This window comes from Colwellia sp. M166 (assembly GCF_024585285.1).
In the GTDB taxonomy this organism is placed as follows: Bacteria; Pseudomonadota; Gammaproteobacteria; order Enterobacterales; family Alteromonadaceae; genus Cognaticolwellia.
In genome coordinates this window covers 764,464-788,290 of sequence record NZ_CP040755.1, presented here as the reverse complement: position 1 = coordinate 788,290, position 23,827 = coordinate 764,464, and the positions used below count along the sequence as shown (strand labels likewise).

Below are 23,827 nucleotides of genomic sequence, written 5' to 3'. Positions count from 1 at the left end.
TTTTAATTGTATTTTTAATGAATCGTGTACTTTTAGATAATATCTAAAAGTTATTATGTACATATTTGCGTACAGAAAGTTACCTTTACCTATTGTATCCCTTTAAATTCAGTGCTTATTCATAATCGTGCCAATTATTGGATCTTTTATAGTCCTAGTTATTCTCAAATAGTACGGTTGTATCATTATATAACCCTCATTATATGGGGGCAGTATTGATATTTCCTTAAATGATATTGACGTGGTTTAATGGATTCGACTACCCCAGTTAAGACATAATAACCTTAACTGGAGAACATAAATGACAAAACGTAAAAAATACACCAAAGAGTTTAAACTTGATGCAATTTCTTTAGTCAGAGATCAAAATATTAGTGTATCTGAAGCGAGCAGAAATCTAGGTATTGGAAATCAAATGCTTGGCCGCTGGATCAAAGAAGCAGAACAAGAAGATGGTCAAGCTTTTCGAGGTAACGGTAAGCTAACACCTGATCAAGAAGAAATACGTAAATTAAAAAGCCCAAGTAAAGCGCCTGGAGATGGAGCGTGAGATATTAAAAAAAAGCGACGGTCTTCTTTGCAAAAGAAACGAAGTGAAATATTCGTTTATTACCCATCATAAGAAGATCTGGCCTGTGGTACTTATGTGCCGAATATTGGGTGTAAAAAGCAATAACTATTATAGTTATCAAAAGCGTAAATTAGATAAGCCAAGTGATTCAACACACCAAGAGATGCTTGAGTTAGTAAAGGATATTGCCAAATTTAGTGACAATACCTATGGCGAAAGACGTATTAAAGCGGTACTGAATGCGTTGAGTTTCCGTGTAAGCCGATGGACAGTAGCCAAATTAATGAAAGAGGCTAATGTTTGGGTTCGTTACAAAAAGAAATATAAAGCAACAACCAATAGCAATCACAATAAGCCGCTTTATAAAAATGAGCTTGAGCAAAATTTCATCACAGAGCAGCCAAATCAAGTGTTTGTTGGTGATATCACTTATATTTGGACTGCGGAAGGTTGGCTCTATTTAGCGGTTGTTATCGACCTATACGCTCGCAAAGTTGTTGGCTGGAGCATGGGGTCAAGAATGAAAGCTCAACTTGTCTGTGATGCACTAACGATGGCTGTTTGGCAAAGAAGCCCAGAGAAAGGACTTATTGTTCATTCCGATCAAGGTGTTCAATATGCAAGCCACCAGTACCGAAAATTACTTAATAACAATGGCTTTATTGGCAGTATGAGTAAAAAGGGCTGCTGTTGGGATAATGCCGTTGCTGAAAGCTTCTTTGGTAGCCTAAAGCAAGAGCGTGTTCATTGGAGAAATTATGAAACACGCTATGAAGCGCAACAAGATATAATGAATTACATAACCATGTGGTACAACAGTAAGCGACTACACTCTTACTTAGGGTATCAAAGCCCAAATGATTTTGAATTAAAAATTAATGAGTTAGAAAAAGTAGCTTAACTAGGGTGACTGAATTTACTTGACCAGGTCATATTGTTGACTCTCCATCGAATCAATGGATAGTTTAAATTCAGTTTTGATGACTTTACTTTTGTTATATTAAACTATGTTTTTATTTTCTTAATTGGGTTATTATTTTAGCCTAGCGTTTGAATTATAGGGTAAATCCCCTTTAAATATTCCCCAAAACAAAACTACAAGTTGTTGATTTGACTAGGGCGTAAACACTCAAAAAGCAACAGGTAATACAAGCCAAAATGACAAGTAACCAATTGAATTTTAAAGAAATTAAAAGCATCCTTTTTGTCTGCATGGGCAATATCTGTCGTTCACCAAGCGCAGAAGCTGTTTTCCGTCAGAAAGCACAAGCGCTTTCCTTGATGATAGACTCCGCTGGTGTTATTGGCTCACACGCACGAGAGAAGCCTGATCATCGTGCGCAAAAGGCAGGTATTGCACGTGGATATTCATTTGATAAAATTAAGGCACGTAAAGTTACTGTGCAAGACTTTGAAAAATTTGATTTAATATTAGCCATGGATCAACAAAATATTAAAGATTTAAGCAAAGTTGCCCCTGCAAATCTGCAATATAAAATACAACTTTTTCTCGATTATGCTGAAACCTTTGATGAGCAAGAAGTGCCAGATCCATACTATGGTGGCGCTAAAGGCTTTCAATTTGTGTTAGATTTAGTTGAAGATGCCAGTGATGGTTTAATTAAACGCTTAACAAACGCGTAAGTCGTTTTCAAACAACAATCGAGATAGTTTGCCTTCATACTATTCGTCCTTTAGTGCTAACCAATATTATTTAAGTTTATTCTAGCGCCTGGCAATTAACTTTTACCTGTATTTCATTAAATTGCTTTGTTGATTAACGGGGTATTATCTACCTCTCCCGTGATTTTTATATTGGTATTAGATGGTGTGCTAGTACATATATCTAACAGAATTTAGCTTAAGATAACAAAAAGCCAATTGTATAATACAATTGGCTTTTGACTTTTCAGTGCTTCATATTGTTACAATGAAGACAAGCGAAACAACTTAATCAAGTGTTGGTTTCGTTGGACCCGCTGAATGACGGCTAGTGGCATCACTAACCAGTGCCGTTCGACCAGATTTAGCATGTAATGCACGCTGTTCGCTCGCAACAAACTCACGAGGAATATTACCATGACTGACAATAGTTTCTGGTTTCGTCATAGGCGCTGATGCTTTACCTGATGTTTTACTTGCTGCCGCTTTAACTTTGCGTTTAATGTTTTTTACTTTAGCACGTACTTTTTTCGGTTTTTCATCCGCAACTTCAGATTTAGTGTCAACCGTGGCTACTGGAGCATTTGCAGTATTATCATCTGTCGATGTTACAACGTCAGGTATTACAGCCGGTTGTTCAATAACCATTGGCTCTTCAACTTTAGCTTCAGTTACCGTAGGTGCCTCAGCCTTATCATCTTCAGTATCAATAACATCTTCACTACTGGCTGAATTATCAACATTGACGTTAGCTACCTGAACTATACCATCAGTGGCTGCTTCAGCTGCTTCAGTTGTTTCAACTTTTACTGTTTCAGCGACAATCGCTGCTTTTTCCGTTGCTTCTACTTCAGTTTTAACATCTGTAACTTCAGGCTCATCAAAAGCTAGGTTTTGTTGAACTTCATTGTCAGGATTGTTGATAACTTCAGTTAAGGCATCAGCTTGTACTTTTTGAACTTCAGCAACCGTAGGTGTCGACTCTGTTATTTCACTTGCGCTGTCATTAGATGCAGTAGCACTTTGCTCAGGATATCGAGCGGTAACTGGATCTTCAGTTATTTCACTTTTAATATCGCTTGCATCAGCGTTTTGTCTACGGCGTTGACCGTGTGCACGCATATGTCGAGGAGAACGTCGACTTCTTGGACGTTGTTCTTCTTTTGCTTTGTCAGTCGTTTGTTCAACCGTTGTGTTCTCAACATTATTGGTTGTTGCTACTGTGTCCACTACTGGTAAAGTTTCAACTTTACTTGCGTCAACAGCATTTTTTTCAGTTGCTGTTGCTTTAACTGGATTACTGGCTGTTTTTCTATTTTCAAGGTTAGCATTGCTACTGTTTGTATCGCTGGCATTAACCCGTATTTTTTTACGATTGTTACGGCGTTGACGACGTTCAGCAACTTTTTCTTCTTTCGGCTTTTGCACTCTTTCTTTTTGAGGCTTAGCAGGTGTTGAAACTTTAGTTGCAGTATTCGCTTTATTGTCAACAGTATCTTGAGGTTTACGCTTGTCATTGCGCGTATCGTTACGGCTGGTCTTACGAGTGTCATTACGACCTTCATTACGTGAATCGTTACGGTTATTACGGCGTTGACCTTGACGGCCTCTCTGTGGACGGCGTTCATCATTATTTTTAGCCGTGTTTTCTGCTGGCATTTTCGGTGCCGGTTTAACTTCTTCCTCTTCAGCAAAAAGTGATTTAACCCAAGAAACAACGCCTGCGATGAAACCTTTTGATTCAGCGGTTTGTTCTACAACAGGCGCTGCCTCTTGTTTTTTCGGTGCTTGTTTAGGAGATGACATACCTTGTAGTAAAGGCTCGTCGCGCTTACTGACTTCTTTATCAAATTTAGGCATAACAGCTTCTTCAAGTGCTGCTTGCTTAATTGGCATGTCGTAGCTAGCTTCTTCAATACCTTCGTCTTTGCGTACACGGATAACTTCATATTGTGGTGTTACCATGTTTGGATTAGGGATGATCAGAATTTTTACGCTGTGATGCTTTTCAATATGAAATACTGAACGACGTTTTTCGTTTAACAAATAGGTCGCAACAGGTACAGGTACTTGTGCTTGTACTTGTTGAGTATTGTCTTTAATGGCTTCTTCTTCCATTAAACGTAATACCGATAATGCGAGTGATTCAACGCCACGAACATGACCTGTACCACTACAACGTGGACATACACCTTGGCTAGTTTCACCAATAGAAGGGCGTAAACGTTGACGCGACATTTCGAGTAAACCAAAGCGAGAGATACGACCTAACTGAATACGAGCTCTGTCTTGTTTGACAGCATCACGCATTCTATTTTCAACTTCACGCTGATGACGAACAGGGGTCATATCGATGAAGTCGATAACCACTAAACCACCTAAGTCACGCAAGCGTAATTGACGAGCAATTTCTTCGGCGGCTTCTAAGTTGGTATTAAAGGCTGTTTCTTCAATATCACTGCCTTTAGTTGCTCGGGCAGAGTTAATATCGATTGACGTTAATGCCTCGGTTGGATCAATAACGATTGAACCACCAGAAGGCAAACGCACTTCACGTTGAAAGGCAGTTTCAATTTGCGTTTCAATTTGATAATGGGTAAATAAAGGTACGTCATTGGTGTAAAGTTTAACTTTACTTAAGAAGTCTGGACGAACAATTTCAATGTGCTTTTTAACACTTTCAAAAATTTTCGGGCGATCAATTAATACTTCACCAATATCACGACGTAAATAGTCGCGAATTGCACGTAAAATAACATTTGTTTCTTGGTGAATTAAGAATGGGGCCGGACGACTTGCTCCCGCTTCTGAAATCGCGTTCCAATGATGTAATAGAACGTTTAAATCCCATTCAAGTTCTTCATATTCTTTACCAACACCAGCAGTACGAACAATTAAGCCCATACCTTTGGGTAAGGTTAGCTTGCTTAATGAGGCTTTTAAGTCCGTGCGTTCATCACCTTCGATACGACGTGAAATACCACCGGCACGAGGGTTGTTTGGCATCAGCACTAAATAACTACCAGCAAGGCTAATAAAAGTAGTTAACGCTGCACCTTTTTGGCCGCGTTCTTCTTTATCAATTTGCACGATAACTTCTTGGCCTTCGCGCAATACTTCTTTGATGTTAGGACGACCTTGGAAGCTATAACCTTTAGGGAAGTATTCACGAGCGATTTCTTTCATCGGTAAGAAACCGTGACGATCAGCACCATAATCAACGAATGCCGCTTCTAGCGACGGTTCTATACGGGTGATTTTTGCTTTATATATATTGGATTTTTTTTGTTCGTGACCAGGACTTTCGATGTCTAAATCATAAAGTTGTTGACCATCTACAAGTGCTACACGCAATTCTTCAGATTGTGTAGCATTAATTAACATACGTTTCATAGTTTGTGTGACTCATTTTAGTCACAACACACCATTGCTTAGAACACAAAGTCATCTATCGCTATGGTAACAGCAATTTGTCAGCCTCACGGGTGTCAATCTTACTACGCCATATTACGCAGCAAGCTGTTAAAAATTCTGATTGTTTAATATAACTGCGACGCTTAACGTCACAGTAAAATTGATTCTTTATGTGCTCAGTCTGTGTGCTGTGCGCAACAGAAAATTAAGTGCTTCGTTAATTTTAGTTCGATATTTTTATCGTGTTTTCTAATAATTTAACGATTGAAAATTTGACTTGTTTTTTCTGTTTAATTACATAATCGCTTTATTGCGCCGGACAATATGTTTATGCGCTGTTTTTGACAAGTTACACGCGTCAAATTCGCAATAGGCCTTACTTTTAATATCTAGACAATGATATTTGGTAAAATTGTCTAATACTAACGTGGCCGCATTTTGCCTCTTACGTCTCGCTTAAAGCATCCTTTTTACTTGTTACGGCTAGAATATAGCGGTAACCATCCTATTATCACACTTTATTTTCAGATAAGCCAATTAAATCCTCGTTTTAATTGCCTCTAATTCGAAAAAAATATGCTAAACTGCGCGTAATTATAGTTCCTAGTAAAACTGATATGACAGATAGCCCAAAACCTCAAGTTAGATTTTTCACGGTAGACAGCGAAGATGCCGGTCAACGTATCGATAACTTTTTAGTTAAAACCCTAAAAGGTGTGCCCAAGAGCATGTTATATCGCTTATTACGTAAAGGCGAAATTCGCGTTAATAAAAAGCGTACTAAACCTGAATATAAGTTAGTTGACGAAGATATTATTCGTGTTGCGCCTATTCGCGTTTCGGAAAATACTAATACGGTTTCTACGCAGTTAAACGTTGTTGCGAACTTAGAAAAGCAAATATTATTTGAAGATGAACGTTTAATTGTGATTAATAAGCCTTCAGGTATGGCAGTGCATGGTGGTAGTGGTTTAAGTTTTGGCTTGATTGAAGCGCTGCGAGCTTTACGCCCAGATGCACGAATGCTTGAACTAGTGCATCGACTTGATAGAGATACTTCGGGCTGTTTAGTGGTTGCTAAGAAACGTTCGGCTTTGCGACATTTACATGAACAATTGCGTAATAAGACCGTACAAAAGTTTTATCATGCGTTGGTGAAAGGCCGCTGGTCGACAAAATTAACCCGTGTTACTGAAAGTTTAAAGAAAAATGATTTAAAATCAGGTGAGCGTGTTGTGGTCGTTGATAATATTAACGGTAAAGAGTCAGAAACACGTTTTAAAGTCCTTCAGCATTATAAAAACGCCACGCTGGTTAGAGCTTTTCCGGTGACCGGACGTACTCATCAAATTCGCGTGCATTGTCAAACAAAGGGGCATTCGATTGCCTGTGATGCTAAATATGGTCATGAAGATTTTGATCTAGAAATGAAGACTTTAGGCTTGAAACGTTTGTTTTTGCATGCGGCCAGCATTGAGTTTACTCATCCGTTAAGTAATGAACGAATAAAAATTGAAGCACCGTTAGAGCCATCGCTTGAAAAAGTATTAAAAAAATTAACTAAAGCTGATGTGCAGTAAGCATGTTTATATTTAGTTCTACGGTTACTTAACTAGCCTCAGTTCGGGTTAATGGACTTTGTAACCTGTTGATTCATAGTGTTATTGGCTAAATTATTCACGATATTTTTTAAGTGAAAGATTAAAAGAAGTGCAATGATGGAATTTAGGCGCTTAGCAAGGGATTTTTACAAACCAATAGCGAGCTATTGGGCGTAAAAATAACGCTGATAGGCATTTAAATAGCATTGTTGGGTAAAGTAGCTTAACCCGAACGGGGATTAACTAATAACTGAATTATATAGTTAACAGTAGAGCTTTGTCAGGTAAAGCTGACTTTAAACGAGAAAATTTAAAAGTATAATAATGGATAAGAGTTTTTCTTCATTATTAGGCTATTGGCTTTCATACCTTTAAGTTTTTTCGATTACTTTACATTGTCTTCATTTTGGCATCATTAACTCAGACTTAGTTAGGTATCAATAGTTAATCAATAAGCTTTAATAGCGATTCAGATAACGGCCTTGTGCAAGCCAAGTTAACTAAACCGCTCAACAGGTAAAGTTAAATAATTACTCGTTTTTAACTGTAAATGCAATGACATCACTTAGTGAATGCCAGGCCGTATTCTCGTTTATTTACATCGAACTGGCTTTTTGATGGACAACATCATAAACCGAACCAAATGACTGCTTAACATTTAGGTCCATATTGATATGTAGTTTCCTTGCTATATCACTAGATGAAATTACGCCCCGGATATGATGACTTTCTCGATCTAGTACTAGGCAATGGCGAAGTTGATAATCTTCTAAAGTTGACACTACATCACCAACAGACGCGCGTAGTAACTCATTGTAATCAAACGCATGAAAATCTGATTTAGGGATCATTAAATCTTTCACCAATACATCTTCGCGGGTAATACCTTTAGAAAGCTTTGCTACAATATTTTGTTCTGACAATTCATTGGTACTGATAATACCAATAAAACTATCGTGTTCAGCAACGACAATATTCATTCGAACATGTGTTTTTAACATCAATTGTAATGCCGTTATTGCCATAGTTTCACCATCAATCATCAGAGCTTGATGAACCTTAAAGTCAGTGAATATTTCTACCGCTGGCGATGCTAGATTAATTTCTTCAAATTGCTCTGGTGATATTATGTTGTCTGTGGCTGCTAAGTTAACTAAATGTAATTTTTTCATATTTATCTCTTAATTTTTTACGCACTGGGTAGTAAGCGCTTTTATGGGCTGCTTGATATATCCACAAATGCTCTTAAATATTTATTTTTCATCAGTTAATAACTTTGCTGCTACCGCAGTATATTGCTTTGTGGACAGAACCAATAGTTACCAAAACAAGATACGCGGTTATGCTATATATCTTTCATTCAGATTTTGCTATTTAGCGCTGTTATTAACTTAACGTGGTGATAAGACCATTAATCAATAACAAAAACTTGAATGTTATGTGATAAACGTATCTGGCAAAATAAATCGTGGTGGGGCACGAGAGTGAAAACCTTGAAAATAAGATTGAAAAATGAAAGGAGTAAAATAACTTAACTTAATGTATTTATCATGTGGAAATTGAATAATGGTGTGTGGTATCAATGCTGAACTATCAAAGTCTAACTCATCAGTTTGATCAATTTCAGTAACGCTTAATTCGACAAAATTTAAATCACTTAACGCGTTTACCCCTATTTCATTTGCAGAAACAGTAGGTAATAACATGCTTATAATGAAAAGAAATTTAAACATCGCTTATACAAGCTTAAAGTAAATGATTATCATAGTTTAAGTTATGGAGCAGCGATGTTGATAATTCAAGCTTAAAATATAAATAGATCATCTCAGTTACAATTATATACATTGAAATTAATGAAATTTAACTGATAGGTTCGACAGGCAATGTGCAGAGCAGGGTGCATGCGACCCGAATAATAATTAAAACGATACCGGTCATATTTATCGTACGAGTATCGTTTGTTTTGTCGTTAATTATATATACTCGATATTAGCGTCACTAGGCCAAGCACTATTTTCTTGTTCTAGCCGTGTTGATTGTACGGATTATTTTCATCACCAGTAACACTCTATATAAGAAGTAATACCAAGCCTATTAAGTTTGTTCCCAATCAGAGCTTACTTAATGGACTTAATAGGTCAGCGCTTTTGGTCGAAGATTGGTTGTTAACTTTAAACCTATAATTAAGCACTTTTTTGTTCAGCTAAAACATCTAAGCCGTGTTGTTTTAAAAGTTCTACCAGTTTAATCAAGGGTAAGCCAATAAGTGTATTAGGATCATTGCCTTCAAGTTTTTCAAACAAACAAATACCCAAACCTTCGCTTTTAAAACTGCCTGCGCAATTATAAGGTTGTTCGGCATGAAGGTAATTTTCTATTTCGGTACGGGAAAGATCTTTAAAATGTACGAGAAAAGGTTCAATTAATGCTGTGGTGTAATCTAAGCCGCTGTCATAAACACAAAGACCGGTATAAAAAACGACGGTCTTGTTGCTAAATTTTTCTAGCTGTTTAACGGCATTTTCAAAATTATGTGGTTTTCCTAGGATTTCACCATCACACATGGCAACTTGATCTGAACCTATGATCAAGGCGTCAGGAAACTCACTGGCAACAGCTTTGGCTTTTTCAATAGCTAAACGTTCGACTAATGCAACCGGCGATTCATTGTCTAATGCGCTTTCATCAATATTAGGTTTAGCACAATCAAAGGGAATGTTCAGTTTAGCTAAAATTTCTTTGCGAAAAGCAGAGGTGGAGCCTAAAACAAGTTTTTTCATTAATATCACTCAAAATATAAACAGATAGCTGTTAATATATGGCCTATCTTGAGTTTTTAAACAAATTTAGCTATTTTTCTTTTGACACAGGCCGGTAGGCACTTTATTATGCGCGCCTTATGAAAAATCTTAAACTCCCGATAACGATAGACCCATCTAGAAGCGCACAGCGAAAGCTCGTGTGTGACGGATACTTTGAAGTATCTGGGATGAATAGATTGCTTGCTGTGTGTGATGCACAATGTGAGCAAGTCCAAGTGAGTGCTAATTTTGCTGTGGATGAACAGGGGTTGATAGTAATATCAGGCACTTCATCGGCAACAGTTGCATTAATTTGTCAGCGATGTACTGAAAGGTTCGAATTGGCATTAGAGGTAAGTTTTACTTTTAGTCCAGTGAAAGACGTTGAAGCAGAAGCTGAGTTGCCGTCATATTATGACGCAATTGAATTAGATGAAAATGGTGAGATTAATCTGCGAGAATTAGTGGAAGATGAGTTTTTACTCGCGATTCCATTAATTCCAAGGCACTCAATCAAGGACTGTCAAGCTCCATCTGATAGTGTTTGGGGTGAGTTGCCGGAAGAGCTAGAGAAACCGAACCCATTTGATGTATTGAAAAACTTAAATAGTTAATTATTAGCTAATAACCGAATTTTTAGGAGTAGGCAATGGCAGTTCAAAAGAGCAAAAAGTCTCGTTCAAGACGTGGCATGCGCCGTTCACATGACGCAGTAACGGCAACGCATTTATCAACAGATCCAGTATCTGGTGAAACTCATCGTCGTCACCATGTAACAGCTGATGGCTTTTACAAAGGTGTTAAAGTAATCAATAAGTAATCTGTAACGATTACCTTGATTAATCTAACCATAGCGTTAGATGTTATGGGGGGCGATCAAGGCCCCCATGTAACACTCTCTGCTGCTATACTTGCAGTAGAAAATATTCCTGATCTCCACTTATTATTATGCGGTGACGAAAGTGTCATTGTTGAAAAGCTTTCAAAAAAACAATTTTATCCACACCCAAGAATAACTATCTTCCCGACAACACAAGTTGTTGCAATGGATGATAAGCCCATTTATGCCTTGCGCAATAAAAAACAGTCATCTATGCGTAAAGCACTAGATTTAGTACATGATGGTCAAGCCCAAGCTTGTGTTAGCGCGGGTAATACCGGCGCACTTTTTTCAATGGCTCACTTTGTGCTAAAAACTTTACCGGGTGTTGAGCGTCCAGCATTAATCTCTGCATTACCGAGCAATAAACCCAATCAACATGTTTTTATGTTGGATTTAGGTGCCAATGTTTTTTGTGACTCTAGCGTCTTATATCAATTTGCCATCATGGGCTCAGTCATGGCAAAAGAAGTCGATGGCATTGAAAACCCGAAAGTCGCTTTATTGAATATGGGCGAAGAAGACAATAAAGGTAGTGATCATATTAAACAAACTGCCAGTTATTTATTGGCCAATGATGATATTAATTATATTGGTTTTATTGAAGGTAATGATATTTTTACTAACAAAGCCGATGTCATTGTTTGTGATGGCTTTGTTGGTAATGTTGCCTTAAAAACCTGTGAAGGTGTGGCCAGAATGGTCTACACGCAACTGCAAGAAATTATTAAAAAGCACTTTTTAGCACAAATTATCGGCAAATTGTTATCAAGTACCATAAAAAAACTGTTTAAACCCATGAACCCCGACCAGTATAACGGTGCAAGTTTGATAGGATTGCGCGGTATTGTGGTAAAAAGCCATGGTAACGCCAATGTAACAGCTTTTTATACCGCTATTATTGAGGCAGTTACTGAGGTTGAACGACAAGTTCCAGCAAAAATTAAAGATAAGCTTGAACATAGTTTATGTCATAAAGAATAAGTTTCTTGGTGACGCATTGTTTATAACGTTAAGCTTGACGAATTAAGGCGGTGTAGAACAATGTGAGCTTTACACTGTCACAGTTAAAAAAATTAAATATAATTAGGTCTAATAATGCAAAATAATTTAGCGTTTGTCTTTCCCGGTCAAGGCTCTCAATCTCTAGCGATGTTAGCAGATTTTACTGAGCATGAAGTTGTACAAGCAACGTTTTCTGAAGCCTCTACAGCTCTAGGTTACGATTTGTGGCAGTTGGTGCAACAAGGACCCGTTGAAAAGTTAAACCAAACAAACTTCACTCAACCAGCCTTGCTAACCGCAAGTGTTGCACTGTGGCGCTTATGGCATGCTTCTACACTGACAACACCTGCCATGTTAGCTGGCCACAGCTTAGGTGAATATTCTGCCTTAGTTTGTGCGGGTGTGCTTTCTTTAACCGATGCGGTAAAATTAGTAGAAAAGCGCGGTGAATTTATGCAAGCATCAGTACCAGAAGGTGTTGGTGCCATGGCAGCAGTCATTGGCCTTGATGATAAAATGATCATTGAAGCTTGTTTAAAAGCTGAAAATGGCGAAGTTGTTTCTGCAGTAAATTTTAATTCACCTGGACAAGTAGTGATTGCCGGGCATAAAGATGCCGTTGAGCGCGCTGGCGTATTATGTAAAGCAGCAGGCGCAAAACGGGTATTGCCATTACCGGTCAGTGTACCGTCACATTGTGCATTAATGAAAGATGCAGCAGAAAAACTGGCTGAAGAGTTTAATAATGTTACTTTTAATACACCGAACATTCCGGTAGTTAATAATGTTGATGTAGCAATCGAGACCTCAGTTGAGGCGATTAAAATTGCATTAATTAAACAATTGTATAGTCCGGTACGTTGGACTGAAACCATACAGTTTTTAGCCGAAAGTGGCATTGAACAAGCCATAGAAGCTGGCCCAGGTAAAGTATTGCAAGGTTTGTTAAAACGCATCGATAAGAGCATAGTTTGTCAATCTGTTAATGACAGTGCGTCATTAACTAAAGCATTAGCATCAGTAGAGTAAAATTATATGTTTTCATTAGAAGGTAAAGTCATCTTAGTAACAGGTGCAAGTCGTGGCATAGGTAAAGCTATTGCTACGCAACTTAAAGCCCTAGGGGGTACGGTTATTGGTACAGCAACATCAGAGCACGGTGCGGCGAATATCAGTGAATACTTAGGTGAAGGCCAAGGCTTAGTGTTAAATGTCACTGATGATGCATCAATTAGTGCTATGTTTGAGTTAATTAAAGAGCAACACGGTGCAGTTGATGTTTTAGTCAATAATGCCGGTATTACGCGTGATAATTTGATGATGCGCATGAAAGATGATGAATGGAATGATATCATTGAAACCAATCTCACGTCAGTTTTTAAAATTAGTAAGGCAGTTTTGCGCGCTATGATGAAAAAACGCCAAGGACGTATCATTAATATTGGTTCGGTCGTTGGTACGATGGGCAATGCTGGTCAGGTTAATTATGCGACCGCAAAAGCTGGTTTGATTGGCTTTACTAAATCATTGGCACGTGAAGTTGCTTCACGTGGCATTACGGTGAATACGGTTTCTCCTGGTTTTATTGATACTGATATGACACAAACATTGACGGATGAGCAAAAAGAAGGCATTTTTGCACAAGTTCCGGCTAATCGTTTAGGGAAACCTGAAGAAATTGCTAATGCTGTTGCTTTCTTAGCTTCTGATTCTGCAGCGTATATTACGGGTGAAACATTACACGTAAATGGTGGTATGTACATGGTTTAACAAAAGTTCGCTTTTTGCTTACTTTGTGTTAAATTCGAATAAATTATAAACTGTCAACAGGTTAGACCAGCAAAAAAGTAAAATTAGAAGCTTGCATGGTTGGCTTTTGACGAATAAACTACACACAATTTTGAAAAATTGTATTTTCTAGTAAAGGAAAAAAAATGAGTACTATCGAAGAACGCGTAAAAAAGATTACTATTGAGCAACTTGGTGTAAGCGAAGACGAAGTAAAAGTTGAAGCTTCTTTTGTTGACGACTTAGGTGCAGATTCTTTAGACACTGTTGAATTAGTAATGGCGTTAGAAGAAGAATTTGATACTGAAATTCCAGATGAAGAAGCTGAGAAAATTACCACAGTTCAAGCTGCAATCGACTACGTTACTGCTAACCAGTAATAACAAACGAATGTGATTGATTTCAGGCGGTTTAATTACCGCCTGATTTGTTTTTACTGTTTTAAAATATTAATAACTGTTTTAAATCATGGATTAATTTTTTAAATCAGTTAAATAAAACACCCGTTATTATTCAATTCTATCGGAGGCAGCACATCTCATGAGACGCGTTGTGGTTACCGGTCTTGGCATGCTTAGCCCTTTAGGCAATAGCCCTGAATCAACCTGGCAAAACTTACTACTTGGTAAAAGTGGCATATCTAACATTACGCATTTTGATACCACAGCGTATCCAACGCGATTTGCCGGTTTAGTAAAAGATTTTGATGCTCAAGACTATATGGCTCGTAAAGAAGCCAAGAAAATGGATCTATTTATTCAATATGGCGTTGCCGCTGGCGTGCAAGCTATTAAAGACTCGGGCTTAGACATCACGGAAGAAAATGCTCAACGGATCGGTGTAGCTGTCGGCTCTGGCATTGGTGGTTTAGGTCTTATTGAAGAAAACCATGAGAAATTACTAAAAAATGGCCCGCGTAAACTGTCGCCATTTTTTGTTCCTTCTACCATCATTAATATGATTGCCGGTCATTTATCTATTATGTTTGGTATGAAAGGGCCTAATATTTCAATAGTGACGGCTTGTACTAGCGGCGTACATAACATAGGTCATGCTGCACGTATGATCGCCTATGGTGATGCTGATGCTATGGTTGCTGGTGGTGCGGAAAAGGCATCAACAACCTTAGGCATGGGCGGATTTGGCGCGGCACGTGCTATGTCAACACGTAATGATGCTCCACAAGAGGCTTCCCGTCCTTGGGACAAAGACCGAGATGGTTTTGTTTTAGGTGATGGTGCGGGTGTATTGGTACTCGAAGAGTACGAGCATGCGAAAGCTCGTGGTGCAAAAATTTATGCCGAACTGGTCGGATTTGGTATGAGTGGCGACGCTTATCATATGACTTCACCTCCGGCAGATGGTGCCGGTGCTGCCTTAGCTATGCAAAATGCCATTAATGACGCTAAGGTAAATATTGCGAAAATTGGTTATATTAATGCCCATGGTACATCAACACCGGCTGGCGATATTGCTGAAACTAATGCGGTTAAATCGGTGTTTGGTGATTTGGCCTATGACGTTATGGTGGGGTCAACGAAATCAATGACCGGGCATCTACTTGGTGCAGCTGGTGCAGTTGAAGCGATATTTAGTATTCAAGCGTTAGTTAACCGTGTAGTACCGCCAACGATTAATTTGGATAACCCTGATGAAGGCTGTGATCTAGACTATGTTGCGCATACGGCACGAGATGCTAATTTAGATTATGTTTTGTGTAATTCATTTGGTTTTGGTGGTACAAACGGTTCATTGATCTTTAAGAAAATTTAAACACTGAACTGATCAACTACTGAGGTTAGATTTAATTTAACTTTAATGCGAATAGCGCTTGAACTCAAGGTCTTAAGCCTGAATACTTACTCTAAGTATTCAGGCTTTTTTATGGTAATTATGGTGGTAAGTTTTGTAGATGGACAAGCAGCTAACACGATTGCAATTGATGATCGTGGTTTAGCTTATGGCGATGGGTGTTTTACCACCGCTTTAGTACAACACGGTGAAGTGCTGATGTTAGCACAACACATCGATCGCTTAGTTCAGCAAAGTCAGCAACTAGGTCTACCTAAGTTTGATCTGATGGCATTAACAGACAACTTGCATAACATTAGTGCAGGTATCAAAATTGGCATAGTCAAAGTAATGATCACTTGCGGTAGTGGTGGGCGTGGTTATTCACGCCTTGGTGCAGAACAGGCTAGGGTAATTGTTTCATTGCATGATTATCCAGCCTTTTATCCCCAATGGCAACAGCAGGGGATTAGTGTGGGGATTAGTGAACAGCAGCTAGGCATTAACCCAATGCTAGCGGGTATCAAGCATCTAAATCGTTTAGAACAAGTGTTATTAAGAGCTGAGTTAGATAAACGCCTAGAGGATGATTTGTTAGTAACTGACGCTAATGGTTATGTGGTTGAATGTTGTAGCGCTAATGTTTTCTGGCTAAAGGCCGGTCAGTGGTATACGCCCTCATTAGCTACAGCAGGAGTAGCCGGTTTAATGAGAGCTAATATCTTGTTAAACAACCCAAGTATTCAACAGGGACAATATTTATCTGATGATTTGGATAATATTGCTGCGATGTTTATTAGTAACGCCATTTTAGGTATAGTGCCGGTTAAAACATTTAATGGTCAGCAATTAGATATTTCAAGTGTTGCCAGCATACAAAATCAATGTTTAGGTATGGAAAATTAAAAGACAAAATGATAAATAAACTGCTTAGTTTGCCCTTAATGGTTAGAAAATCACTTATCACCTTAACACTGGTGATAATGTTAAGTATTTTAGCTGTTGTTGGGCTCTTTATCACTGCCCAACTCAAGGTTCAGCAACCATTAGCCGTAGAGCAAGTCGCTTTTATTACCATTAAACCGGGTACGTCATTTAATGCTTTCTCAACACAGTTAGTCACTAAAGGTTGGCTAGAGAGTCGTTTTTGGTTACGCAGTTATATTATATTTAATTCTGAGCACAGTGAAATAAAGTCAGGTACTTATCAAGTACAGGCAAATATGCCGATTATCGAGCTACTTAAAGTCGTTGTTTCAGGTAAGGAACATCAATTTTCTATTACCTTTATTGAAGGTACTACGTTTAAGCAAGTACTAGCACAATTAGCACAACATCCTGATATCAGTCACCAACTGGCTAATTTATCGATAGCGGCTATTGCGAAAAAATTGTCAATTAAGCAAGCTAACCCTGAAGGTTGGCTTTTTCCTGACACTTATGCCTTTACCAAAAATACAGCCGATATTGATATTATTGACAGAGCGCATAAAAAAATGCGCAAGACCCTGGATGAGTTGTGGCACAATAGAGCCACTGACTTGCCTTATACTTCACCTTATCAAGCGTTGATCATGGCATCAATTATTGAAAAAGAAAGTGGTAAGCACGCAGAGCACCCACGTATTGCATCCGTTTTTATTAACCGTTTACATAAGAAAATGCGCCTTCAAACCGATCCAACCGTCATTTATGGCTTAGGTGATCGTTACCAAGGAGATATTACTTATGCACATTTACGTGAAAAAACAGCTTATAACACCTATAAGATAAAAGGTTTACCGCCAACACCGATAGCTTTGCCAGGCGCGCAAGCATTACAAGCGGCTTTAAATCCGGAGTTAAGCCACTATTTATACTTTGTCAGTAATGGTGCCGGCGAACATATTTTTTCAACGAATTTGGCCGATCATAACCGTGCTGTTACTAAGTATCAGCGCAACAAGAAGTGACTTAAAGCGGCACAAGAAATTTAATATATTGTATTATGGAAGTTTAAAATGAATAAAGGCAAGTTTATTGTTGTCGAAGGAATTGAAGGCGCTGGTAAGTCCTCAGCTATTAATGTTATCGAAGCTGTATTGCAAAAGCATAATATTGCTTTTATAAAAACACGAGAGCCTGGTGGTACGCCGTTAGCTGAAGCTTTACGTGATATTGTAAAATCAGCAAGTCATGATGAAGAGTTAACACAAGAAACTGAACTATTTTTGATGTATGCAAGCCGCAGCCAGTTAATGGCCAATAGAATTTTGCCAGCTTTAGCGCAAGGTACATGGGTGATCGGTGACCGTCATGACTTATCATCGCGCGCATATCAGGGAGGAGGACGGCAATTTGATGACAAGGTAATGAATGCTATTGCAGACGTCACGTTAAAGGGGTTTACCCCTGACTTAACACTCTATTTAGACATTGCACCAGAGTTAGGTTTAGCGCGTGCACAAGCCCGAGGCGAATTAGACCGTATTGAATTAGAAAAAATAGAATTCTTTCAGCGCGTTCGAAACAAGTATCTTACATTAGCAACGGCGTCAGAAAGCACCGATATTATAGATGCCAGTCAAGCCATGCAGGCTGTACATAGTGATGTAGCCAAAAGCGTTGAAGCTTTTATATCTCGCAAAGAAGATTAATTAATGAATACTTGGTTGCTTAATATTCAACAGCAATTGTCTAGGCAAATTTTGGCAAGTAAGCTGCCTCATGCCTTATTATTTGCAGGGGTACCAAATGCTGGACAAGAAAAGCTTGCAGATTGGCTTATTAATGTCCTGTTGTGTCAAGCGCTACATCAAGAAAATGTTGGTCACGAGCAACTTATTATTCAGCCTTGTGGTCAGTGTAAAACGTGTAAACTATTTTTGAGCTCGAGTTATCCTGATCACTTGAGTATCATTAGTGATAAGAGCACTATCGGTGTTGATGCAATACGTAAACTAAGTCAATTTTTTGAGAAAACTGCACACATAGGTCAAGCGAAAACAGCGTTAGTTAATCATGCTGATCAGATGACCATTTCAGCAGCTAATGCCTTATTAAAAACATTAGAAGAGCCAACATCAAATAGTTTTATAATTTTAACAACCGATCGTAGTGATCTTTTATTACCCACTATTATAAGCCGCTGTCAGCGTATTGAAGTACGTCCGCCAGTAGGTGAAAAGCTTTTGGCTGAATTTAATAAGCAAGGTGATGATGCTTTTGTTAATTTAACTCACCTTAATGAATTAACTGATGAAGGTGCGGCGGTTGCTTATAACGAGTTTCGTGCTCAGGTTGTGCAATATCTATCTGCATATCAATGCCGAGCCGAAGTACTTGTGACTTTAGCTGGACATACTGATAGTTTTCGCTGGTTAGAAAAAGTATTGGTTGATTTGATGCGTGAACAGTCGGGCTGGAAAATCGCAGCGTCTGATAGCACACTCAATAAACAGCAGTTATGGCAAATTTATAGTTTAGCCCAAGCTGCCAATACTAAACTGAAAACATTAGTGCAAGTAAATCGACAGTTTTTAAGTGAGAAACTCTTAGCCGATATTTGCTTTGCTATACAAAATAGCGGCCAGAAATAGAGGAACAATTTTGGAAAATATTACACTTGAATTTATTTCGGATCGTGATTTATATCAGTCATATATGCCATTTATGAAGCACGGTGGCTTATTTATTCGTACGACCGAGCAATTTGAGCTAGCAACAGATATTAATTTAACTGTTACTTTGCCAGACTCTTTAGAGCCCTCAGAGATTAAAGGTAAGGTTTCTTGGATAACCCCTATTGGCGCGCAAAATGGAACACCGGCTGGTATCGGTGTCAGTTTTGTTGAAGATCCGGATAATGTCCGTAATCAAATTGACAAATTGATAGGGCGTTTGCTTAACTCTTCAGAGCCAACCTTATCAATGTAAGATTAGCGTAAAAGAAATTCATTAATAATAATACAAGCACATTCGTGCGGAGTAACCCCTGTGTTTATAGATTCCCATTGTCATTTAGATCGCCTGAAACTCGAAGATTTTGACAATAATTTAGATAATGTCATCGATGCCGCGTCTGCAGAGAATGTTAATACCTTACTGTGTGTCAGTGTCACGATAGAAGAATTTCCTGCCATGGCAGAAAAAACGGCAAAATATGATCATGTTTGGTTAACTTGTGGTGCACATCCATTAAATCAGGATGATGAAATAGACCCCGAGCAGCTAAGCCAGTTAGCGAAACACCCGAGAGTAGTCGCGATTGGTGAAACTGGATTGGATTATTTTTATGCGCCAGAAACTAAAACTGTACAGCTAGACTCTTTTCGAAAGCATGTACGTGTTGCTAATCAATTGAATAAACCGTTGATCATACATACTCGAGATGCCCAAGCTGATACCTTAGCTATTTTAAGAGCAGAAAAAGCTGAAAATGTTGGCGGTATTTTACATTGCTTTACCGAAAGTTGGGAGATGGCAGAGCAAGCAATTGCAATGGGCTTTTATATTTCTTTTTCAGGGATTGTTACATTTAAAAACGCCAGTGCATTGAGAGAAGTGGCAAAAAAAGTCCCTGCAGATCGATTTCTGATTGAGACTGATGCACCATATTTAGCACCAGTGCCACACCGAGGTAAACAAAATCAACCCGCTTACGTCGTTGAGGTTGCCAAGCACCTTGCAAGTATTCGAGGTACTTCTGTTGCTGAAATAGCGCAGCAATCAAGTGATAACTTTCATCGTTTATTTCCTCGTACACGTAAAGTTTAATTATTAAGTGATGAAAAAAAAGGCCCAAAACTATGAATAGTTTTGGGCTCAGGGAACGGCTCAAAAGGAGATGAGCCTGCGCTAATAAACTGTCAAATTTATCGAACGTCTAACATTAAACACGAGTACTAAATTTTACTGCCTCAATGAAGAGGCTAGCGAGCAATAAGCTAATAACTTAGCTTCAGAATTAAGTGTAGTGTACGGTTTTATAAATGCAAAAATTAATTTATTCTATTGAATTATAAGATATTATTGTGAGTTTTTTGATAAGCTCTAGTTTTAGTCATCAGAAGATATTATTTATTAATGCCCAATGTTTTTAGTACAAGTTAGGTAATAATATCCATCTATGTCATGATATTTAGCATGATAGGCAAGTAAAAATATAAAAAGAGAACAAGTGTGTTAAATCGTATTTGGAGTGGATTTTTTTTTGTTGCGTTTATCTCTTCCATTTTGCAATGGTTGGTTTTTGATCAAGTTTTAATTTTTGAAGAAATCGTTAAAGCTATTTTTGATATGTCGCGGATCACGGTTGAAATAGCGATTGGCTTAATTGGTATTTTAAGCTTTTGGTTAGGTATGATGAAAATAGCTGAGCATGCCGGCATTATAGATAAATTTGCCCAAATTATTTCGCCATTATTTGTGCGTCTTATGCCCGGTGTGCCAAGCGGACACCCGGCAATAGGTTCAATGACCATGAATTTGTCAGCAAACTTTTTAGGTTTGGATAATGCCGCAACGCCTTTAGGCTTAAAAGCAATGCAAGATCTACAGCTACTAAATCCAAAAAAAGAAACGGCTACAAATGCACAAATACTTTTTTTGGTTTTAAATACTTCCTCGGTTACGATGTTTCCGGTTACTGTTTTTGTTTATCGCGCTCAACAAGGAGCGTTGAACCCTACTGATGTTTTTGTTCCGATATTACTTGCCACTTTTGCTTCAACCTTAGCGGGTTTATTAGCCGTGGCTTTTGTCCAAAGAATAAAACTTTATCAGCAGGTGATCTTACTTTACCTCGCGACGGGCATGGCATTGGTTGGAGCCATCGCAGTTTACTTCACCACACTCAGTGCTGAACTGTTAGCTCAGCAATCGTCATTAATGGGCAATTTATTGATTTTTAGCACTTTGATTAGCTTTATTTTACTTGCACTAAAACGCAAGGTTAATGTTTACGATAGTTTTATTGAAGGGGCTAAACAAGGCTTTGAAACCAGCATAAAAATAATTCCTTATTTATTAGCCATGTTATGCGCAATCGGAGTCTTTAGGGCAAGTGGTGCATTAGATATTTTAGTCGACGGCATTCGACAAATGGTGTTATTTTTTAATGGCGACAGTCGATTTGTTGATGCGTTACCAACGGCATTTATGAACCCATTAAGTGGCTCTGGTGCACGCGCTATGATGATTGAAACCATGAATACTCACGGTGCTGACTCATTCGCTGGCCGTTTAGCTTCAATCGTGCAAGGCTCTACAGAAACTACTTTTTATGTGTTAGCGGTTTATTTTGGCTCGGTGGGGATTCGTTATAGTCGTCATGCGTTGGCCTGTGGCCTGATAGCTGATGTCGCGGGCATTACGGCAGCAATTGGTGTTTGCTATTGGTTTTTTGGCTAAAAAGTTAGATTGTCGACACTTTTTTGTTTATGTAAACGCTCATCTCACCCTTGATAAAAACGTAAATGCTTCGCTAGAAGTACGTTTAATTAACCTGATTAACAAACGCTTAGTAGATTTCTGCCTTTCGAAAAGCTTTGTTTTTACATGATAGTTCATCCAATGTACAACTAAAGTATAATGATAATTGTCGACAATATAGTGTTTTTATCATTGACTAATCAGTATATGACGCTATCATTAAGGCATCTTTATAAAAAGTGTCGACAATTATGGCGTTAGATAACCCCACAACTCAAGCCGCGGTGACTACTGCAGATAAAGTATTTGAACAAATACTTCATGCCATTGTTAATGGCAATATCAAAGCTGGCAGTAAAATTAGTGAGCCTGAGTTAGCGAAAAACTATCAAATTAGTCGTTCTACTTTGCGCGAAGCATTAAATCGCTTGGAAAAGTGTCATTTAATCGAACGTAAAGCTAATGTCGGCTCGCGCGTTGTTGAATGCTCCATTGCTGGACTGTTAGAAATCTATGTTGTGCGAGAAGCACTTGAAGGCATGGCATGTCGTCAAGCAGCGAGTAATATGACTGAAGATGAAATTATTGAAATGAAGGCTATGCTCAAGCAACATGCGAGTGCGAAAGCATTGCGTGATGGTGTGTCATATTACCAAGAAGAGGGTGACTTAGACTTCCATTATAAAGTGATCCTTGGTAGCCATAATCAGCAACTGATTAATATATTATGCGGACAACTTTATCATCTTGTACGTATGTATCGTTGCCAGTTTGGCATGAATAGTCCACGAGCAACGAAAGCTTTCGATGAACATTCACGGATTATTGAAGCCATCGCCGATCGTGACGGTGAACTAGCTGAAATGCTGATGCGACGTCATATTGCCGCGTCGCGTAAAAATATTGAAAATAAAATTGCTCTGCAACAATAGCAGTAAACTTTAAATGAACTTACTTATAACTTATAGATAACTAAAAAAGGATAAAGCAATGTCTAACTCATTATCTCCTGGCGCTAAGTTTCGTCAAGCTTTAGTAAATAATAAACCCCTGCAAGTGGTTGGTACTATTAATGCCTATTGCGCAATGATGGCTGAGCAATTAGGCCATCAAGCCATTTACTTATCTGGTGGCGGAGTTGCCAATGCTTCTTACGGTTTACCTGATTTAGGCATGACATCACTGAATGACGTCATTGCTGATGTTCAACGTATCACTAGCGCATCAAGTTTACCTTTATTGGTCGATATTGATACGGGTTGGGGCGGGGCATTCAATATTGCAAAAACGATTCGTGATATGGAAAAAGCCGGCGCTGCAGCCGTTCATATCGAAGATCAGGTCGCGCAAAAACGTTGTGGTCACCGTCCAAATAAAGAAATAGTTTCAATTGATGAAATGGTTGACCGTATCAAAGCTGCGGTTGATGCACGTATTGATAAAGACTTCTTTATTATGGCTCGTACTGATGCCTTTGCTCAGGAAGGCCTAGAAGCCGCGTTAGAACGTGCCAAAGCTTATGCTGCTGCGGGTGCTGATGGCATTTTTGCTGAAGCGATTAAAACTGAAGAGCATTATCGCGCCTTCACTGAAGCACTTGATATACCTGTTCTAGCTAATATCACTGAATTTGGTCAAACAGAGCTGTGGAATAAAGCGCAGTTAGGTGAGTGGGGCTGTGCGATGGTACTTTATCCTTTATCAGCATTTCGAGCGATGAATAAAGCGGCTGAATCAGTTTATAAAACTTTGTTAGAAGACGGCGACCAGAAAGCGCAAATAGATAATATGCAAACTCGCATGGATTTGTATGATTACTTGGGTTATCACGATTATGAACAAAAACTTGATGTTTTGTTCTCTGAAGGAAAAAACAAGTAATTAAACGCTAAAATATATTCAC

At 38.5% G+C, this 23,827-nt stretch carries 23 protein-coding genes; 19 read left to right on the top strand and 4 right to left on the bottom strand.

What is annotated here, in order from left to right; translation table 11 throughout:
- The first annotated feature begins 301 nt into the window (after nt 1-301).
- Together FGD67_RS03550 and FGD67_RS03545 are read left to right on the top strand one after the other, a co-directional pair.
- Nucleotides 302-1,472 (top strand): IS3 family transposase gene (locus FGD67_RS03550; protein ID WP_257172610.1). Its coding sequence is split into 2 segments (ribosomal slippage): nt 302-514 and nt 516-1,472, totalling 1,170 coding nucleotides; the frame shifts between segments, so codons are not numbered across the junction.
- Nucleotides 1,473-1,729: 257 nt separating this feature from the next.
- Nucleotides 1,730-2,215: a low molecular weight protein-tyrosine-phosphatase gene (locus FGD67_RS03545; RefSeq protein WP_257173730.1), complete on the top strand. Its 486-nt coding sequence runs from the start codon at nt 1,730-1,732 to the stop codon at nt 2,213-2,215.
- Nucleotides 2,216-2,521: 306 nt separating this feature from the next.
- Here FGD67_RS03545 and rne read toward each other — a convergent pair whose 3' ends face one another.
- Nucleotides 2,522-5,626 carry a ribonuclease E gene (gene rne, locus FGD67_RS03540; RefSeq protein WP_257173729.1) on the bottom strand — a complete coding sequence of 1,035 codons (3,105 nt, stop codon included), beginning with the start codon at nt 5,624-5,626 and terminating at the stop codon, nt 2,522-2,524.
- Between the two features lie 638 nt (nt 5,627-6,264).
- On the opposite strand from rne, the gene rluC reads away from it, so the two are divergent.
- Complete coding sequence (gene rluC / locus FGD67_RS03535; RefSeq protein ID WP_257173728.1) at nt 6,265-7,227, top strand: 23S rRNA pseudouridine(955/2504/2580) synthase RluC; 963 nt, start codon at nt 6,265-6,267, stop codon at nt 7,225-7,227.
- Nucleotides 7,228-7,844: 617 nt separating this feature from the next.
- Here rluC and FGD67_RS03530 read toward each other — a convergent pair.
- The 3 genes from FGD67_RS03530 to FGD67_RS03520 form a co-directional block, all read right to left on the bottom strand.
- Nucleotides 7,845-8,420 (bottom strand): CBS domain-containing protein, encoded by a 576-nt coding sequence (locus tag FGD67_RS03530; RefSeq protein ID WP_257173727.1) that lies wholly within the window; start codon nt 8,418-8,420, stop codon nt 7,845-7,847.
- A gap of 264 nt (nt 8,421-8,684) precedes the next feature.
- A complete protein-coding gene (locus FGD67_RS03525; RefSeq protein WP_257173726.1) occupies nt 8,685-8,981 on the bottom strand; it encodes a hypothetical protein in 297 nt (98 codons plus the stop codon).
- 450 nt (nt 8,982-9,431) lie between these two features.
- Nucleotides 9,432-10,028 carry a nucleoside triphosphate pyrophosphatase gene (locus FGD67_RS03520; protein WP_257173725.1) on the bottom strand — a complete coding sequence of 199 codons (597 nt, stop codon included), beginning with the start codon at nt 10,026-10,028 and terminating at the stop codon, nt 9,432-9,434.
- A gap of 119 nt (nt 10,029-10,147) precedes the next feature.
- Here FGD67_RS03520 and yceD point away from each other — a divergent pair, with 119 nt between their 5' ends.
- The 16 genes from yceD to prpB all read left to right on the top strand — a co-directional run bounded on the left by yceD (nt 10,148) and on the right by prpB (nt 23,805).
- On the top strand, nt 10,148-10,663 hold the full coding sequence (gene yceD, locus FGD67_RS03515) for a 23S rRNA accumulation protein YceD (protein WP_257173724.1): 516 nt from the start codon (nt 10,148-10,150) through the stop codon (nt 10,661-10,663).
- Between the two features lie 35 nt (nt 10,664-10,698).
- The gene (rpmF, locus tag FGD67_RS03510) at nt 10,699-10,869 is read left to right on the top strand and encodes a 50S ribosomal protein L32 (RefSeq protein ID WP_077286058.1); all 171 of its coding nucleotides are present in this window, start codon (nt 10,699-10,701) and stop codon (nt 10,867-10,869) included.
- Between the two features lie 9 nt (nt 10,870-10,878).
- Nucleotides 10,879-11,913: a phosphate acyltransferase PlsX gene (gene plsX / locus FGD67_RS03505; RefSeq protein ID WP_257175059.1), complete on the top strand. Its 1,035-nt coding sequence runs from the start codon at nt 10,879-10,881 to the stop codon at nt 11,911-11,913.
- Nucleotides 11,914-12,027: 114 nt separating this feature from the next.
- Complete coding sequence (gene fabD, locus FGD67_RS03500) at nt 12,028-12,963, top strand: ACP S-malonyltransferase (RefSeq protein ID WP_257173723.1); 936 nt, start codon at nt 12,028-12,030, stop codon at nt 12,961-12,963.
- Nucleotides 12,964-12,969: 6 nt separating this feature from the next.
- Nucleotides 12,970-13,704: a 3-oxoacyl-ACP reductase FabG gene (gene fabG / locus FGD67_RS03495; protein WP_257173722.1), complete on the top strand. Its 735-nt coding sequence runs from the start codon at nt 12,970-12,972 to the stop codon at nt 13,702-13,704.
- Between the two features lie 164 nt (nt 13,705-13,868).
- Nucleotides 13,869-14,102, top strand: a complete 234-nt coding sequence (gene acpP, locus FGD67_RS03490; RefSeq protein WP_077286054.1) for an acyl carrier protein — start codon at nt 13,869-13,871, stop codon at nt 14,100-14,102.
- A gap of 160 nt (nt 14,103-14,262) precedes the next feature.
- Nucleotides 14,263-15,495 (top strand): beta-ketoacyl-ACP synthase II, encoded by a 1,233-nt coding sequence (gene fabF, locus FGD67_RS03485; protein ID WP_257173721.1) that lies wholly within the window; start codon nt 14,263-14,265, stop codon nt 15,493-15,495.
- Between the two features lie 120 nt (nt 15,496-15,615).
- Nucleotides 15,616-16,419, top strand: a complete 804-nt coding sequence (gene pabC, locus FGD67_RS03480) for an aminodeoxychorismate lyase (RefSeq protein WP_257173720.1) — start codon at nt 15,616-15,618, stop codon at nt 16,417-16,419.
- Between the two features lie 8 nt (nt 16,420-16,427).
- Nucleotides 16,428-17,465 carry an endolytic transglycosylase MltG gene (gene mltG, locus FGD67_RS03475; RefSeq protein WP_257173719.1) on the top strand — a complete coding sequence of 346 codons (1,038 nt, stop codon included), beginning with the start codon at nt 16,428-16,430 and terminating at the stop codon, nt 17,463-17,465.
- A 48-nt stretch (nt 17,466-17,513) separates the two neighbouring features.
- A complete protein-coding gene (gene tmk, locus FGD67_RS03470; protein ID WP_257173718.1) occupies nt 17,514-18,149 on the top strand; it encodes a dTMP kinase in 636 nt (211 codons plus the stop codon).
- 3 nt (nt 18,150-18,152) lie between these two features.
- A complete protein-coding gene (locus FGD67_RS03465; protein ID WP_257173717.1) occupies nt 18,153-19,091 on the top strand; it encodes a DNA polymerase III subunit delta' in 939 nt (312 codons plus the stop codon).
- Between the two features lie 10 nt (nt 19,092-19,101).
- On the top strand, nt 19,102-19,428 hold the full coding sequence (locus tag FGD67_RS03460; RefSeq protein WP_257173716.1) for a PilZ domain-containing protein: 327 nt from the start codon (nt 19,102-19,104) through the stop codon (nt 19,426-19,428).
- Between the two features lie 60 nt (nt 19,429-19,488).
- Nucleotides 19,489-20,268 (top strand): TatD family hydrolase, encoded by a 780-nt coding sequence (locus tag FGD67_RS03455; RefSeq protein ID WP_257173715.1) that lies wholly within the window; start codon nt 19,489-19,491, stop codon nt 20,266-20,268.
- 405 nt (nt 20,269-20,673) lie between these two features.
- On the top strand, nt 20,674-21,903 hold the full coding sequence (locus FGD67_RS03450) for a nucleoside recognition domain-containing protein (protein WP_257173714.1): 1,230 nt from the start codon (nt 20,674-20,676) through the stop codon (nt 21,901-21,903).
- Nucleotides 21,904-22,175: 272 nt separating this feature from the next.
- Nucleotides 22,176-22,856, top strand: a complete 681-nt coding sequence (locus tag FGD67_RS03445; RefSeq protein WP_257175058.1) for a GntR family transcriptional regulator — start codon at nt 22,176-22,178, stop codon at nt 22,854-22,856.
- A 58-nt stretch (nt 22,857-22,914) separates the two neighbouring features.
- A complete protein-coding gene (gene prpB, locus FGD67_RS03440; protein ID WP_257173713.1) occupies nt 22,915-23,805 on the top strand; it encodes a methylisocitrate lyase in 891 nt (296 codons plus the stop codon).
- Nucleotides 23,806-23,827 lie beyond the last annotated feature (22 nt).